This window comes from Collinsella sp. AM43-1 (genome assembly GCF_003467925.1).
GTDB lineage: Bacteria > Actinomycetota > Coriobacteriia > Coriobacteriales > Coriobacteriaceae > Collinsella.
In genome coordinates this window covers 4,504-21,137 of record NZ_QSFR01000019.1, presented here as the reverse complement: position 1 = coordinate 21,137, position 16,634 = coordinate 4,504, and the positions used below count along the sequence as shown (strand labels likewise).

The 16,634-nt window shown below is 59.5% G+C and carries 15 protein-coding genes; all 15 read left to right on the top strand.

Annotated elements, in window-relative coordinates; translation table 11 throughout:
• The first annotated feature begins 53 nt into the window (after positions 1-53).
• The 15 genes from DW925_RS08590 to DW925_RS08520 all read left to right on the top strand — a co-directional run bounded on the left by DW925_RS08590 (position 54) and on the right by DW925_RS08520 (position 16,421).
• The gene (locus DW925_RS08590) at positions 54-974 is read left to right on the top strand and encodes a dihydrodipicolinate synthase family protein (RefSeq protein WP_035138887.1); all 921 of its coding nucleotides are present in this window, start codon (positions 54-56) and stop codon (positions 972-974) included.
• 173 nt (positions 975-1,147) lie between these two features.
• Positions 1,148-2,113, top strand: coding sequence for an ROK family protein (locus DW925_RS08585; RefSeq protein WP_117584276.1), 966 nt, complete (start codon positions 1,148-1,150; stop codon positions 2,111-2,113).
• Between the two features lie 140 nt (positions 2,114-2,253).
• Positions 2,254-2,940: an N-acetylmannosamine-6-phosphate 2-epimerase gene (locus DW925_RS08580; RefSeq protein ID WP_022094877.1), complete on the top strand. Its 687-nt coding sequence runs from the start codon at positions 2,254-2,256 to the stop codon at positions 2,938-2,940.
• Between the two features lie 101 nt (positions 2,941-3,041).
• Positions 3,042-3,962, top strand: a complete 921-nt coding sequence (rapZ, locus tag DW925_RS08575) for an RNase adapter RapZ (RefSeq protein ID WP_022094878.1) — start codon at positions 3,042-3,044, stop codon at positions 3,960-3,962.
• Between the two features lie 6 nt (positions 3,963-3,968).
• On the top strand, positions 3,969-4,898 hold the full coding sequence (gene whiA, locus DW925_RS08570) for a DNA-binding protein WhiA (RefSeq protein ID WP_099431435.1): 930 nt from the start codon (positions 3,969-3,971) through the stop codon (positions 4,896-4,898).
• A gap of 193 nt (positions 4,899-5,091) precedes the next feature.
• Positions 5,092-6,117 (top strand): type I glyceraldehyde-3-phosphate dehydrogenase, encoded by a 1,026-nt coding sequence (gene gap / locus DW925_RS08565; protein WP_022094880.1) that lies wholly within the window; start codon positions 5,092-5,094, stop codon positions 6,115-6,117.
• A gap of 140 nt (positions 6,118-6,257) precedes the next feature.
• Positions 6,258-7,448 (top strand): phosphoglycerate kinase, encoded by a 1,191-nt coding sequence (gene pgk / locus DW925_RS08560; RefSeq protein ID WP_099431437.1) that lies wholly within the window; start codon positions 6,258-6,260, stop codon positions 7,446-7,448.
• Positions 7,441-8,208: a triose-phosphate isomerase gene (tpiA, locus tag DW925_RS08555; RefSeq protein ID WP_089572945.1), complete on the top strand. Its 768-nt coding sequence runs from the start codon at positions 7,441-7,443 to the stop codon at positions 8,206-8,208. The genes pgk and tpiA overlap by 8 nt, the downstream gene beginning before the upstream one ends.
• Before the next feature lie 5 nt (positions 8,209-8,213).
• Positions 8,214-9,767 carry a 2,3-bisphosphoglycerate-independent phosphoglycerate mutase gene (gene gpmI, locus DW925_RS08550; protein WP_117790810.1) on the top strand — a complete coding sequence of 518 codons (1,554 nt, stop codon included), beginning with the start codon at positions 8,214-8,216 and terminating at the stop codon, positions 9,765-9,767.
• A gap of 164 nt (positions 9,768-9,931) precedes the next feature.
• On the top strand, positions 9,932-10,186 hold the full coding sequence (secG, locus tag DW925_RS08545) for a preprotein translocase subunit SecG (RefSeq protein WP_006236144.1): 255 nt from the start codon (positions 9,932-9,934) through the stop codon (positions 10,184-10,186).
• Positions 10,187-10,476: 290 nt separating this feature from the next.
• Positions 10,477-12,153: an ABC transporter substrate-binding protein gene (locus tag DW925_RS08540; protein ID WP_117584278.1), complete on the top strand. Its 1,677-nt coding sequence runs from the start codon at positions 10,477-10,479 to the stop codon at positions 12,151-12,153.
• 157 nt (positions 12,154-12,310) lie between these two features.
• Positions 12,311-13,348 carry an ABC transporter permease gene (locus DW925_RS08535; protein WP_089572952.1) on the top strand — a complete coding sequence of 346 codons (1,038 nt, stop codon included), beginning with the start codon at positions 12,311-12,313 and terminating at the stop codon, positions 13,346-13,348.
• A gap of 14 nt (positions 13,349-13,362) precedes the next feature.
• Positions 13,363-14,298, top strand: coding sequence for an ABC transporter permease (locus DW925_RS08530; protein WP_117584279.1), 936 nt, complete (start codon positions 13,363-13,365; stop codon positions 14,296-14,298).
• A 2-nt stretch (positions 14,299-14,300) separates the two neighbouring features.
• On the top strand, positions 14,301-15,392 hold the full coding sequence (locus DW925_RS08525) for an ABC transporter ATP-binding protein (protein WP_117564867.1): 1,092 nt from the start codon (positions 14,301-14,303) through the stop codon (positions 15,390-15,392).
• Complete coding sequence (locus tag DW925_RS08520; RefSeq protein ID WP_006236139.1) at positions 15,393-16,421, top strand: ABC transporter ATP-binding protein; 1,029 nt, start codon at positions 15,393-15,395, stop codon at positions 16,419-16,421.
• The last annotated feature ends 213 nt before the right edge of the window (positions 16,422-16,634 follow it).

Here is a 16,634-nt window from a genome sequence, read left to right as displayed (position 1 = left end):
CCAACAAGAGTGGGCGGCATAGGGCTGCCCGCCAGACAGCTAAGGAGATTCTTGTGGCAACTCAGAAATTCACCGGCGTTATCCCTCCCGTCGTTGTTCCCGATACCGAAGACCACCAGCTCGATGTTGCCTCCTTTGAGCGCAGCATCAACCGCATGATCGATGCCGGCGTCGATGGCTTGTTCTTCCTGGGCTCCTCGGGCGAGGTTGTCTTCTCCACCGACGAGCGTCGCCGTCAGATCATCGCCGAGGCCGTCCGTATCGTCGACCACCGCGTTCCCGTTCTGGTCGGCATCATCGACACCGAGACCGAGCGCATGATCGAGCACGGCAAGGTCGCTCAGGAGCTGGGCGCCGATGCGCTTGTCGCCACCTGCCCGTTCTATGCTCTGCAGGGCATGACCGAGGTCGAGGAGCACTTCCGCATCCTGCATGAGGAACTCGACCTGCCCATCTTCGCCTACGACATCCCCGTGTGCGTCCACACCAAGCTCCCCTGGAAGCTCCTTGCCAAGCTCGGCGCCGAGGGCGTTCTGGCCGGCGTCAAGGATTCCTCGGGTGATGACATCTCGTTCCGCTACCTCGTTCAGGAGAACGAGAAGAACGGACATCCGATGAGCATCCTCACCGGTCATGAGGTTGTTGTCGACGGCGCCTACCTCGGTGGCGCCGACGGTTCCGTCCCGGGTCTCGCCAACGTTGAGCCCGAGGGCTACGTGCGTCAGTGGAAGGCCGCCCAGGCTGGTGACTGGGCTACCGTCAAGGCCGAGCAGGATCGCCTCAATGAGATTTCGCACATCTGGGATGTCACCTCTGGCGTCCAGGGCTATGCCGGTGGCGTTGGCGCCTTCAAGACTGCTATGAACCTCATGGGCATCTTCGACAGCCCGACCATGCCGCGCCCGGTGAAGGCCATGACCGGCGAGAACGTCGAGGCGATTAAGAAGGTCCTTCAGGACAACGGTCTGCTGTAGTGCTTTCCCAGGCGCCCAACCTCGCGCCTCAACCGTGCGGCCATGACCCATTAGGTCAATGGCCACACGGTTTCTCGGCGATTTCGGGCACCTGGAAAACCTTTACCGCGCTGTGACGGCTAGCCTGACGGCGCATTTCCTGTAGTTGTTTTTTATCTCCTAAGGAGAGCGACATGGAGAACAAGTACGTCTGCTCTGTCGATATCGGCGGAACTAAGATCGCGACTGCCATCATGGAGTACCCGGCTGACGGCAGCGTGCCCCATCCCGTTTTTGAGGCCGAGGTTCCTACCGAGGCCCAGGAGGGCGGCGAGGCCGTATTCCAGCGTATCGAGGCGTCCATCAAGGCTGCTCTCGAGTCGAATCCCGATGTCGAGGTCCTTGGCGTCGGTATCGGTGCCGCCGGCGTCGTCGATCCCAAGACGGGCGCCATCGCGTATGCCAATGAGATCATGCCCGGCTGGTCCGGCGTTCAGTTGGGGCCGCGTCTGCGCGAGGACCTCGGTCTTCCCGTTGCCGTCGTAGGCGACGTGCAGGCTCATGCTCTGGGCGAGGCCCACTGGGGCGTCGGCAAGGGCAAGTTCTCCGTCTTGTGTCTTGGCATCGGCACGGGCATCGGCGGCGCATATGTCGAGAACGGCCGCGTGATGCAGGGCTTCCATGGTGCTGCCGGCCATATGGGCCACATCGAGTGCTCGGCTGCCGCCGGCATTCCCTGCGCCTGCGGGCGTTCCGGCCATCTGGAGTCGGTTGCTTCGGGCACTTCCATTGGTCGAATGTACGATGAGCGTTTTGGCCGCGTCGACCCCAGCCGTCCTTCGGTCGGTCGCGATGTGAACGACCTGTGTCGTGCTGGCGACGCAAAGGCGACCGAGGTCATCCATGACGCCGGCTTTGCGCTGGGCGCCAGCTTGGGCTCGCTTGCCAATATTCTGGATCCAGAGGTCATCGTGCTTTCGGGCGGCGTAATTCATCAGGGTCCCGATTGGCGTTCGCAGACGTGGAAGGACTCGGTGCACGAGGGCTATGCCAGCCAGGCGCTCGACCCGCTTCAGGACACGCCGATCCTCATCGGTTCTCTGGAGGGCGACGCGCCGCTTATCGGTGCCGCCGAACACCTTCTTGCGTCGTTGAAGTAAACATAACTACCAAGTGCGCCTTCTGAGGTGCCGCAGATTGACGTGAAAGAGGAGCGAAGCGTACTTCGGTACGCGAGCGACGGTTTGAACGTCAAGGTGCGGTGTCTCAGAAGGCTGTTTTGAGAAAGGTTGAGTCGCACATGACCGTTGATCCTTTGATTCAATCCCTGAAGGGAAAGCTCGTCGTGAGCGTTCAGGCGTATATGGGCGAGCCGCTTCGTACGCCCGAGACCATGGCTCAAATGTCTCGCGCTTGCGAACTCGGCGGCGCCGCCGCCATTCGCTGCCAGGGCCTTGCCGACATTGCCGCCATTAAGGGTCGCTGTGAGGTTCCTGTTATTGGCCTATGGAAGGATGGACACGAGGGCGTTTACATCACGCCGACGCTGCGTCACGCCCGCGCCTGCGTTGCTGCTGGTGCCGATATCGTGGCGATCGATGCCACCGATCGTCCGCGCCCCGATGGCAAGACGGTCGAGGATACCTTCCGTCCGCTGCACGAGGAGGGTGTGCTCCTGATGGCGGATTGTGCCACCATCGAGGACATTCGCCGTGCGGTTGATATGGGCTTCGACCTGGTATCTACCACGCTCTCTCACGGTGTCGCCGCCATCGACTGCACCATGGCCGATGGCCCCGACCTGCCGCTCCTGCGTCAGGCGACCGAGGAATTCCCCGGCCTTCCCATCATTTGCGAGGGTCGCGTGCATACGCCCGAGGAGGCTCGCGCCGCGATCGATGCTGGCGCCTGGGCCGTTGTCGTCGGCACCGCCATCACGCACCCCACGAGTATTACAAGTTGGTTCAAGGCTGCGCTTGAGGCGTAAGACAGGCCTCGTATCCGCTCGGGGCGGTATACTCAATAAAGGCAATTGACCGCGCGGGATCCGGGTTGCTGGGTCCCGTGCTTGTTTTCGGGAGGCAGCACATGCAAAAGGGAGATGCCATGGATGCGGCGGAGCGCTCGGAGCGCATCCCCGATATCGTCATCATCACCGGAATGTCCGGATCGGGCCGCACGCAGGCCATGCACGTGTTCGAGGACATGGGCTATTTTTGCATCGATAACCTGCCTCCGCGTCTGATCGCCCAGCTTGCCGAGCTCGTCGGCATTAATACGGGCGTGGGCAGGCATCTCGCCGTCACCTGCGATTTGCGTAGCCAGGGCTTGTTCGATGAGCTGCTCGATGCGGTCGCCGCGCTCGAAGAGCGCGAGATGAGCTGCGACATCGTGTTCCTGGAGGCTTCTGACGAGGTACTGATTCGTCGCTACAGCGAAAATCGCCGCCGTCATCCCATTGCCAAGCCGGGGGAGACTACGGCCGATGCGATTCAGCGCGAGCGCCTGCAGCTGCAGGGTGTGCGCGATCGAGCCGATATGATTATCGACACGAGCCGCCTACGCACCTCTGCGCTGCGCAACAAATTGCGCATGGCGTTCTCCGAGTTGTCCGACCAGCAGCTCATGGACGTTCACGTGTTCTCGTTTGGCTTTAAGCACGGTATGCCCGTCGAGGCGGACATTATGATCGACGTTCGCTTCCTGCCCAATCCGTTCTACGATCCCGAGATGCGCACCATGACCGGTCTCGATAAAAAGGTCTCCGACTTTGTTCTGGACCATCCCAAGACCCAGGAGTTCTGGAAGGCCTGGACGCAGCTGCTCGATACGGTGATGCCGGGCTATATCGCGGAGGGTAAGCCGCAGCTTTCTATCGCCATCGGCTGCACGGGCGGACAGCACCGTAGCGTCGCCATCGCCGAGGCCACGGCCCGTTACCTGGAAGGCGCCCAGTATCACGTGAGCATCTCCCACCGCGACCTGTCGCGCGCCAACACGAAGGCATAGGCCTGCATGTCGTTTACCGCCGAGGTGCGTGACGAGCTTGCGCGCTGCGAACCCGAATGTGAATACTGCGATTTGTCGACGCTTGCCGCCCTGACGCGTGTGAGCGGTACGCTTTCGTTGGCCGGCTCCGGGCGGTATCGTTTGACGGTCGCGACCGAGACGGGAGCCGTCGCGCGCACGATGATCACGCTGACGCATCGCATTCTTAAGCTCAAAACGGAATTCACCGTTCGTAAATCGGTCTTGCATAAGGTCCGTAACTATCTCATTACCCTGCCCGATCAACCCGACCTGGACAAGGCTCTGGTGCTGCTGGGCATTCTAGACCGCAGGGGAGGGCTCGTCGCTGGTGTTCCCCGACACATCGTTGCCCGTCCCTGCTGCAGGCTTGCCTACATCCGCGGCGCGCTCATCGCGGGCGGCTTCGTGGCCGATCCACGCGGCGATTTTCATTTGGAGATCGCGGTGCAGGGCGAGCAATATGCTAAGGGGCTTTGCGACCTGTTGGGGCAGATTGGGGTCCATGCTCGTGTTAATGCACGGCGGGGGTCATATGCCGTGTACATTAAGAGCGCCGAGGAAATCGAGCATCTATTAAAGCTGATTGGTGCCAAGCGCAGCGTTGCCGAGATTGAGGAGGCGCGCGCGGTCAAGTTGGTTAAGAACGATGTGAACCGTCGCGTGAACGCCGAGCTCGCCAACCAGACCAGAAGCGCCGGTGCTGCCCAACATCAGCTTGCGCTTATCGATGAGCTCGAGCAGCGCGGCCTTCGCGATGCGCTTCCGGATGCCTTGGCGGTCTTTTGCGACCTGCGCGAGCGCTATCCCGATCTGTCGCTGCGTGATTTAGGTGAGATGGCTGACCCTCCCTTGTCGAAGTCGGCCCTCTACCATCGAGTTTTGAGGCTTGAAAAGCTCATTGAAGCAAACCGGTAGTTTAAAGTATCGACTTATATACGGATTTAGCTGCTATTTTATTCTTTAAAACGTTTTAACGTAAATTTGATTTTCAATTTCGACTATTCTCGTGAAATTCAAGTCAAAAAAAAGGTATATTAGGCGAGTGGTTAGTTTGTGGGCCTCAACGGCGGGCGCTGTAGCTTGCGGGGGCCTTACGAAAGGAGACACAATGGCAGTAAAGGTTGCTATTAACGGCTTCGGTCGCATCGGTCGTCTGGCTTTCCGTCAGATGTTCGGTCATGAGGGCTCCGAGATCGTCGCTATCAACGACCTCACCTCTCCCGATATGCTCGCTTACCTGCTGAAGTACGACTCCACGCAGGGCAACTACGCTCGCGATCACGAGGTCGTTGCTGGCGAGGATTCCATCACCGTTGACGGCAAGGAGATCAAGATCTACAAGGAGGCCGACGCCAACAACCTGCCTTGGGGCGACCTCGACGTCGACGTCGTTCTCGAGTGCACCGGCTTCTACACCAGCAAGGCTAAGGCTCAGGCCCACATCAACGCTGGCGCCAAGAAGGTCGTCATCTCCGCTCCGGCCGGCAGCGATCTGCCCACCATCGTGTACAACGTCAACCACGAGACGCTGACCGCTGAGGACAACATCATCTCTGCTGCTTCCTGCACCACCAACTGCCTCGCCCCGATGGCCAAGGGTCTGAACGACTTCGCTCCCATCGTGTCCGGCATCATGACCACCATTCACGCCTGGACTGGCGACCAGATGCCGCTCGACGGCCCGCAGCGCAAGGGCAACAAGCGTCGTAGCCGCGCCTGCGCCGTCAACATCGTCCCCAACACCACCGGTGCTGCCAAGGCTATCGGCCTGGTTCTCCCCGAGCTCAACGGTAAGCTCATCGGTGCCGCCCAGCGCGTCCCGACGCCGACCGGCTCCATCACCAACCTCTACGCTGTCGTTGACAAGAAGGTCACCGTCGACGAGGTCAACGCCGCTATGAAGGCCTACGCTGCCACCATCTCCGAGACCTTCGGTTACAACGAGGACGACATCGTCTCCACCGACATCATCGGCGAGACCCACGGCTCCATCTTCGACGCCACTCAGACCATGTGCTCTGATCTCGGCAACGGCCAGACCCTCGTTCAGGTCACCTCTTGGTACGACAACGAGAACTCTTACACCTCTCAGATGGTCCGCACCATCAAGTACTTCGAGAAGTTCGTTGCTTAATTTAGCTTTTAGCGAATAGCTCGTTGAGCGTCTAAAGAAGGGCGCGGCCTTATAGGGCTTACACCCTAGGGTCGCGCCCTTTTTATAGGAAATCGTCTGCCGTAATGGGAGGCAGACACGTACGAAAGGTAGAAGCAAACATGGCCTTTACCAAGAAGACCGTCCGCGACATCGATGTCGACGGCAAGCGCGTTCTCGTCCGCGTTGACTTCAACGTGCCTATCAAGGATGGCGTCGTTGGCGACACCACCCGCATCAAGGCTGCCCTGCCCACCATCAACTACCTCGTTGAGCACAACGCTCGCGTCATTCTCATGAGCCACCTCGGCCGTCCCGAGGGCACCGGCTTCCAGCCTGAGCTCTCCCTTGAGCCTGTCGCCAAGAAGCTCGCTGAGCTCTCTGGTCTCGATGTTGCCTTTGTCGCCGACACCTACGGCGAGAAGGCTGCTGAGGCTGTCGCCGCCGTCGAGCCGGGCAAGGTCCTCGTTCTCGAGAACGTCCGTTTCGACAAGCGTGAGAAGAAGAACGATCCCGAGATCGCCAAGAAGCTCGCTTCCTATGGTGACGTCTTCGTTCTCGATGCCTTCGGCACCGCTCACCGCGCCCAGGGTTCCGTCGTGGGCCCCGCCGCTTACCTGCCTGCCGTCGCCGGCTTCCTGCTCGAGAAGGAGGTCGACACGCTGACCGGCATCTTCGCCGAGCCCGAGCGCCCCTTCGTCGCTATCGTCGGCGGTTCCAAGGTTTCCTCCAAGATCGGCGTTCTCGATCACCTCATCGACTCCGCTGACACCCTGATCATCGGTGGCGGCATGGCCTACACCTTCTTCCTGGCTCAGGGCCTGACCGTCGGTCAGTCCCTCAAGGAAGAGGACTGGGTCGAGCGCGCCGGCGAGATGCTCAAGAAGGCCGAGGAGAAGGGCGTCAAGATCCTGCTCCCCATCGACAACCGCGTTGCCGATCACTTTGGCGAGGACGCTGTCCCCGAGGTTGTCGCTTCCGACGCTATCCCCGACGATCGTGAGGGCATGGACATCGGCCCCAAGACCGAGGAGCTCTACGCCGAGGCCGTCAAGGGCGCCAAGACCGTGTTCTGGAACGGCCCCATGGGCGTCTTCGAGTTCGACAACTTCGCTCACGGCACCCAGGCTATCGCCGAGGCCGTCGCCGAGGCCGACTGCACCTCGATCATCGGCGGTGGTGACTCTGTCGCGGCTGTCAACAAGTTCAACCTGGCCGACAAGATGAGCTGGATCTCCACCGGTGGTGGCGCTTCCATGGAGCTCGTCGAGGGTAAGGCCCTGCCCGGAGTGGAGGCGCTTCTCGATGCCTAATCGCACCCTTCTTATCGCTGGTAACTGGAAGATGAACAACGACGTCGCCGAGGCCGCCAAGCTCGCCGACGAGCTGGCTCAGGCTCTGCCCGAGGTTCCGGCTGGCGTCGAGGTGCTCGTCTGCCCTCCGACCATTGACATCACCACGGTTCATGACCGCATTCAGGCTGCCCCCATCGCCCTCGGTGCACAGAACGTGTACTGGGAGGCCAAGGGTGCCTTCACCGGTGAGTCCTCTTGCGACATGCTCAAGTCCGCTGGCTGCACCTACTGCATCATCGGTCACTCCGAGCGTCGCGACTACTTCCACGAGACCGACGAGGACCAGAACAAGAAGGCCAAGGCCCTCGTTGCCGCCGGTCTTGTTCCCGTCTTCTGCTGCGGCGAGTCCCTCGAGGTCCGCGAGGCTGGCACCTATGTCGAGCACGTCGTGAACCAGGTCAAAGCTGGCCTTGCTGGTCTTGAGATCACCTGCCCCAAGCAGGTCGTCGTCGCCTACGAGCCCATCTGGGCCATCGGCACCGGCAAGACCGCTACCGCCGAGGACGCTCAGGAGGTCTGCGGCGCTATCCGTGAGACCCTCAAGGAGATGTTTGGCGAGGAGCTCGCCGACGGTATCCGCGTCCTGTACGGTGGTTCCGCTAAGCCCGGCAACATTGCCGAGCTCGTCGCCAAGCCCGACGTTGACGGCGCCCTCGTGGGCGGCGCTTCGCTCAAGGCTGCCGACTTCGCCTCTATGGTCGTCAAGGCAGGCGAGTAGGACATATGGCACAGCGTCATCTTCCTGCACTCCTGATCATCATGGATGGCTGCGGCCTTGCTCCGGCTGATGGCGAGAACGCCGTCGCCGCTGCCAAGACGCCCTTCCTTGATAGCCTGTACGCTCAGTATCCCCACACCACGCTCGGCGCTTCGGGCGAGGACGTGGGCCTTCCCGACGGTCAGATGGGCAACTCCGAGGTAGGCCACCTCAACATCGGTGCCGGCCGCATCGTGTTCCAGGAGCTTTCGCGCATCAACAATGCCATCAAGGACGGCTCCATCGCCAAGAACGAGGTCTTCGTCAAGGCTATGGACGACGTCAAGGCTGACGGCAAGACTCTCCACCTCATGGGCCTTATGAGCCCTGGCGGTGTTCATTCTCACATGAACCACGTCGAGGCTCTGGTCAAGATGGCTGCCCAGCATGGCGTCAAGACCGTTCGCGTCCACGCCTTCATGGATGGCCGCGACGTCGACCCGCAGTCCGGTGCCGGCTACATGAGCGAGTTCTGCGCTTTTCTGGCTAAGATCTCCGAGGAGACCGGTTGCGACGCTCGCGTTGCCACCGTTTCGGGCCGCTATTGGGCCATGGACCGCGACAACCGCTGGGAGCGCATCCAGCGTGCCTACGACGTCATGGTCAACGCGTCCGATGCCGATACCGACCCCGTTGCCGGTATCAAGGCCTACTACGAGAAGGATCCGCGCGGCGACGAGTTCGTCGAGCCCTTTGCTGCCCACAACGAGGGCATTCACGAGGGCGACGCGGCCATCTTCTTCAACTTCCGTCCCGACCGCGCTCGTCAGATGACTCGCGTGTTCACGGACAAGGAGTTCGACGGCTTTGAGCGCGAGCAGATTAAGCTTTCGCACTTTGTGACGATGACCGAGTACGATCCGACGTTTGACGTCGAGGTCGCCTTCCCCAAGACGTTCCCCGAGAACGTTCTGGCCGACGTTATCGCCGCCAATGGCCTGAAGCAGCTGCACACCGCCGAGACCGAGAAGTACGCCCATGTGACGTTCTTCCTCAACGGCGGCATCGAGGAGCCCAAGGAGGGCGAGGAGCGCGTGCTCGTCGCTTCCCCCAAGGTTGCTACCTACGATCTGCAGCCCGAGATGAGCGCTCCCGAGGTTACCGAGAAGCTCGTCGCCGCTATTAACGAGGATCGCGCTGATTTCTACATCGTGAACTTCGCGAACTGCGACATGGTTGGCCACACCGGTGTCTTCGACGCCGCCGTTAAGGCCGTCGAGGCTGTTGACGATGCTCTGTCCAAGGTTGTCCCGGCGATTCTCGCCAAGGGCGGCTTTGCGCTGATTACCGCCGACCATGGCAACGCCGATCACATGTTTGACGTTGCTTCCGACGGTTCCAAGCATCCGTTTACGGCTCACACCACCAACCGCGTGCCGTTCATCATCGTTGATGATAAGGCCAAGCTCACCGGTATCGAGGACGGCCGTCTTTCCGATATCGCTCCGACCATGCTCACCATGGCTGGTATTGAGCCTTCCGCCGAGATGACGGGTCGCGTGCTCGCCACCGAGGCCTAATAGAAAACAAATACCGTTTTCTAGTAAGGGGGTTGTCCACAACCGGACGACCCCCTTTTTGGTATTTCTGCCATTTCTACCCCGTCCCTAAATGGCAGGTGGGGGAGTGTTGAAGGTTGTGGTACAGTACTGGAGTTTGAATTGTTCTATTAAGGAGCTTATCTATGGGTCCGTTCCAGATTCTTCTGTTTGTCGTTTGGGCTGTTTCTGCCGTGGCGCTGACGATTCTCGTTCTGATGCATTCCGGTAAGGGCACCGGCGTTTCGGATATGATCGCTAGCTCGCTGTATAACTCCAGCTCTGCCACGGGCGTCATGGAGCAGAACCTCGATCGCCTGACGGTAATTATGGCCGTCGTTTTTGCTGTGTGTGTCGTTCTGTGCATGTTCTTCTTCCCGCAGGGCATCGTCGGCTACTAAGCATCGGCGTATATACGTTTGTAAAGGGTCCCGCATGTGCGGGGCCCTTTTTGTTTACAGACTTGTAATAGAGTCAAAATATCCCCACATACTTCGCCTAACTAAAGAAATTCTCGACCGTTAACCGGAATTAGCGCCATATTGTGCATAAAATGCGCTACTGTATTGCGAAACGTTGGTCCGCACTGCATAACCAGCCATAACGGCGGACCGCGTTTGAATGGTTCGATCGGGCTGTCTTGACGTTGCCCGGCCGAATTCACTTTGTCCTATCTCATAAGGAGGATGGCATGGCTGATTCTATGTTCCACCAGCCCGTTATGGGTCGTCGCGCCTTTGTTGGCGGCACCCTCGCTGCGAGCTCCATGGCTTTTCTTGCCGCATGCGGCAAGAAGGGCGGCGACGCTTCCGGTTCTGAGTCCGGTTCGACGCTGAACTTCTACATCAACAACCCGGTCTGCATCGACCCCTACAACGTCCAGGAGGATCAGGGCACTCAGGTCGAGTACCAGCTCTTCGACGCTCTGACGGAGTACGATAACGAGAAGGGCGAGATCGTTCCGCTGGCTTGCGAGTCCTTTGAGGCTAACGACGACGCCACCGAGTTCACCTTCAAGATCAAGAAGGCCAAGTTCCACAACGGTGACGACGTTACCTCCAAGTCCTTCAAGCTCGGCTGGGAGCGCCTGGTCAACACTAAGTCGGCCATCGCTACCGAGTATGGTCCTTCCGAGGTCTCCTACCACCTTTCCATGGTCGAGGGCTATGACGATCTGCTTGCCGGTAATGCTACCGAGCTGTCCGGCGTTACCTGCCCGGATGACGAGACCCTCGTCGTCAAGCTGACTTCCGCCTACGCCGACTTCCCCTTCGTCGCCTCTCACCCGGCTCTGTCCCCGGTTCCCGAGTGCGCCGAGACCGATGTCAAGAGCTTCTATCTTGCCCCGGTCGGCAACGGCCCGTTCATGATGGACGGTAAGTGGGAGGATGGTCAGGAGATCAACCTCAAGAAGTTCGACGATTATTATGGCGACAAGGCCAAGATCGACGCCATCCACTTCCAGGTCATCAAGGACGTGGAGACCGCTTACAAGGAGTTCCAGGCCGGTAACCTTGATGTCTGCGACGTTCCCGTTGCTCAGATCGACGCCGCCAAGAAGGACCGCGGCGAGTCCAAGGATGGCTACACCATGAGTGATGGTGCGCGCATGCTGCTCGGTTCCGAGCCTTCCACGTACTATCTGACGTGCAACACCACGGCCGAGCCGTTCAACAACGCTGACCTGCGTAGGGGCATCTCCCTGGCTATCAACCGTGAGGCCATCTGCAAGACCATCTTCAAGGGCACCCGTACCCCCGCTGACGGCATCGTTCCTCCGGGAATCGCCGGCTACAAGGAGGGCGCATGGGAGTTCTGCGCCTACGACGTCGACAAGGCTAACGAGTACCTCGACAAGGTCGCTCCCGCTGGCGCTAACGGCGATCGTGGCATCAATGTGACCCTGTCCTACAACCAGGACGGCGGCCACAAGGAGATCATGGAGTCCATCATCGGCGACCTCGCCAAGGTGGGCGTCACCGCCGTCTCCGATACCCCTGAGTGGTCTGCCCTGCTCGAGCAGTATCAGAACTTCAACTATCAGTTCGGCCGTCTGGGCTGGATCGCCGATTACCCGATCATGGACAACTTCCTGTATCCGCTGTTCCACTCCGACTCCCTGGGTGGCGACAACCGCTCCGGTTACAGCAACCCCGACTTTGACGCCAAGGTTGACGAGGCCCGTGCCACGGTTGACGACGACGAGCGTATCGCCAAGATGCAGGAGGCCGACGCCATGGTCGCCGCCGACTGCCCGGTCATCCCGGTGATGTTCTACACGCACACCATCGCTGGCTCCGACCGCGTCAAGTACCTCTACGTTGATCCGCAGAAGCACGCCGATCTGGGTACCGCTGAGCTCGCCTAAGAGTTTTGCAGCTTCCGTGAGGGTCAAGTATTTACGTAGACCTCATGGGAAACATACAGTTCCCCCTAACCTGGGGTAAACTGGCTGATGGTAATTTTGGGATGCCGGTCTGGCGATCGGCATCCCATTTAGGTTAATCCCTAGATAGGGGAGTGGTATGGGTAAGTACATCGTTAAACGTGTGCTTCAGTTCATCCCGGTGTTTTTGGGCGTCACGCTGATTCTGTTCGCCCTCCAGAATATCGTGCCGGGAGATCCGATCAAGTTGATCGGTGGAGACAAGGCTCTGTCCCCCGAGGTAGAGCTTCAGCTTCGCGTACGCTATCACCTGGTCCAGACGGACGAGGACGGTAACGCGATCCTTGACGAGAACGGCGATCCCGTTCAGACGTCGCTTGTAGACCGTTATCTGTATTACATGAACGGTCTGCTTCATGGCGATCTGGGTAATTCGTACCAGCGCAAGCTGCCGGTTACGGAAATCTTTGCCCAGAAGTATCCGTATACGGTCAAACTCGCCGCGTGCGCCATCGTGCTCGAGGCGATCATGGGTATCGGTGCGGGTATCATTTCGGCGGTAAAGCGTTATTCCTTCTGGGATATTTTGGTAACGCTCACCACGTCGATCCTCGTTGCCGTTCCCGCCTTCTGGCTCGGCATGCTGCTGCAGCTGTTCTTCGGCGTCATCCTTAAGGATCTCACCGGCGGCGCATTCTCCATGCCGATTTCGGGTGCCGGCGGTTCCAGCTCTCAGTATCAGGATTGGATGCACTATGTGCTTCCGACCATTACGCTGGCTTCGGTTTCGACCGCTTATGCTGCCCGCATTATGCGTTCACAGCTGCTTGACGTCATGAACCAAGATTACATCCGTACGGCAAAGGCCAAGGGTCTCTCCAATCGCGCGATCATCATCAAGCATGCGCTTAAGAATGCACTCATCCCCGTCGTTACCTATATTGGTGTCGACTTTGGCGGCATGCTTTCGGGTGCCATCCTGACCGAAACGGTCTTTAACTGGCCCGGTATCGGCTATGAGGTCTATCGCGCCATTAGCATGCGTGACTGGCCCATCGTTATGGGCGGCGTTACGCTCATCGTCGTCGTCGTCATGGTGATCAACCTGCTCGTCGACATTAGCTATGCATTCCTCGACCCGCGCATCCGCCTTGGCGGTCCGTCGGATAAGGCCTAAGGGAGGTACGTCTCATGCAGGAAACTGATTCTCAGTCTCAGGAGCAGGCTACCGCCACCAAGGCCGCATCTGCTCCCGCCAAGTCCCGCACGCTGTGGGGCGACGCTTTTAAGCGTCTTCGCAAGAACAAGCTCGCCGTTATCGGTGTCTGCTGGATCATCGTCGTCGTTTTGGTTGCCCTGACCGCAGATCTGTGGGCTAAGCCCTGGCTCGGTTCGCCGACGGCTTCCGACTCGACCACCATGGCCGAGACGTCGCTGCTGGCTCCGTGTGCCGAGCACCCGTTTGGCACCGACGCCCTTGGCCGCGACATTCTCGTTCGTGTTATCTACGGTGCACGTGTTTCGCTTTCCGTCGGTATTATGGCCACCGCCATCTCCACGGTGATCGGTCTGGTCATGGGCGCCCTTGCCGGTTTCTATGGCGGCATCTGGGATACGATTATCATGCGCTGCGCGGACATCTTCCTGGCGTTCCCGTACGTGCTGTTCGTCGTCGCCATGATCGCCGTTATCGGCCGTGGCCTTCAGAACGTCTTTATCGCCATCGGTATTCTCGGCTGGCCTTCGATTGCGCGCGTCTTTAGATCCGCGATCCTCACGGTCAAAGAGAACGACTATGTTGACGCCGCCCGCGCCATGGGTGCATCCGATGCCCGTATCGTTATGCGCCATATCTTCCCGAACTCCGTTGCTTCCATCGTGGTCTACGCGACCATGAACATCGGCGGCGCTATTCTGACCGAGTCCGCTCTGTCCTTCCTCGGCATGGGCGTTATTCCGCCTACGCCTTCGTGGGGCTCCATGATTCAGGACGGTCAGCAGTATCTTCTGACTGCTCCCTGGATGATGATCATGCCCGGTCTGGCAATTCTCTCGACGGTGCTCGCCTTCACCCTGCTGGGTGACGGTTTGCGCGACGCCCTCGACGTCAAGATGAAGGACGCATAAGGATGAAGAAGAACAAGAACTATGTGGACCTGAAGGACCAGCCGGTTCCCGAGGGCCAGCATCTGCTCGAGGTCGATGACCTTAAGATGTATTTCCACACCGAAGATGGCGTTGTTCGCGCTGTCGACGGTGTCTCCTACACGCTCGATCGCGGCGAGACCCTCGGTGTCGTCGGTGAGTCCGGCTCCGGTAAGTCTGTGACCGCCATGACCATCATGGGTCTTATCTCGATGCCTCCGGGAAAGATTGAGGGCGGCGACGTTCGCTATCGCGGCCGTTCTATCCTCGAGATGACCGAGGAAGAGATGCAGCACATTCGCGGTAACGACATCGCGATGATCTTCCAGGATCCTATGACCTCCTTGAACCCGGTCTATAAGATCGGCAAGCAGGTGGGCGAGGGCCTTCGTCTGCACCGCGGCTACTCCAAGCAGGAGGCGCTCAAGCGCGCTACCGAGCTTTTGGACCTCGTGGGTATCCCCGAGCCCGAGAAGCGCGTCAATGAGTATCCGCACCAGTTCTCCGGCGGTATGCGTCAGCGTGTCATGATCGCTATGGCTCTTGCCTGCGATCCCGATATCCTGATTGCCGACGAGCCCACGACGGCTCTGGATGTTACCATTCAGGCTCAGATTATCGAGCTCATGCAGGAGATGCAGGAGAAGAACGGCAACGCCATTATTATGATTACCCATGACCTGGGCGTCGTCGCCGATATGGCCGATAAGATTATGGTTATGTACGCCGGCCGTCCCGTCGAGTTCGGTACTGCTGAGGAAATCTTCTACGAGAGCCGCCATCCCTACACCTGGGGTCTTATTCGCTCCATCCCGGAGCAGGCCATCGATGAGAAGAAGCCGCTGACGCCGATTCACGGCAACCCGCCTTCGCTCATGAACCTGCCCGAGGGCTGCGTCTTCTCTCCTCGCTGCCCCTATGCGACCGACAAGTGCCGCAAGCAGCGCCCCGAGCGCGTTGTCACCGAGTCCGGCCACTATTCTGCGTGCCATTATTCCGGTGACCCCGAGTTCCTCAAGAACGCCCCTGAGACGTCCCGCACGCGCAAGGATTCCAAGAAGGGAGGCGAGGCGTAAATGGCAGACAATAACGAGCGCACTCCGCTGCTGAAGGTCGAGCATCTTTCTAAGGAGTTCCCCGCAGAGTCCGGCATGTTCGCCAAGCGTTTTTCCAAGCGCGTCGTCTCTGCTGTGAATGACATTTCGTTCGAGATTTATCCGGGCGAGACCTTTGGCCTGGTCGGCGAGTCTGGTTGCGGTAAGTCCACCACGGGCCGCACCATCATGCGCCTGACCAAGCCGACGGCAGGTAAGGTGTTCTTCCAGGGCAAAGACGTTGCCGAGATGAGCAAGCATGAGATCAAGGACATGCGTCGTGAGATGCAGTTCATCTTCCAGGACCCCTATGCTTCGCTCAATCCTCGTATGACCATCGGCGAGATCGTCTCCGAGCCCATGACTATTCATGGCGTGGGCACCAAGGAGGAGCGCATTGAGCGTGTCCGTGAGCTGCTGGACGTCGTCGGCCTCAACCCCGAGCACATCAACCGCTATCCGCACGAGTTCTCGGGCGGTCAGCGTCAGCGTGTCGGCATCGCCCGCGCGTTCGCTCTGAAGCCCAAGCTGATCATCTGCGACGAGCCCGTTTCCGCTCTGGATGTTTCCATTCAGGCCCAGGTTCTGAACCTGCTCAAGGAACTTCAGGACAAGTTCGGTACGGCGTATCTGTTTATCGCCCACGACCTGTCCGTCGTGCAGCACATCTCCGATCGCGTTGCCGTTATGTATCTGGGTAAGATGGTCGAGGTTTCGGACTGGAAGACACTCTATAGCGAGCCGCACCACCCGTACACGCAGTCACTGCTGTCTGCCGTGCCGGTGCCCGATCCGGATATTCAGAAGACCCGCAAGCGCATCATCCTCGCTGGCGATCCGCCGTCGCCGCTAGATCCGCCGACCGGCTGCCGTTTCCACACGCGCTGTCCGATCGCGCAGGGCATCTGCTCCGAGAAGCTTCCTGAGTTTAAGGAAGTTGCCCCGGGCCACTGCTGCGCGTGCCACTTCGCCGAGCCGTTCCCGATCAAGGAATCGCACATCGACCTGTAGTCGGTTGTTCTCGTCCGGGCCCGCCCTGGTGTTACTTTTCAGAACGTCCTCGGACATGCAAGTAACCCCCGCTGCGCACTTCGTGCGGCGGGGGTTACTTGCGTCCTGCGGAATGTTCTGAAAAGTAACACCAGGGTGGACCCTGCGGTAACGCGGCAGGGAGGGGTGCGATTCCTTGATCGCTCACTTAATCTAATAGGAAATTGAGCGAGG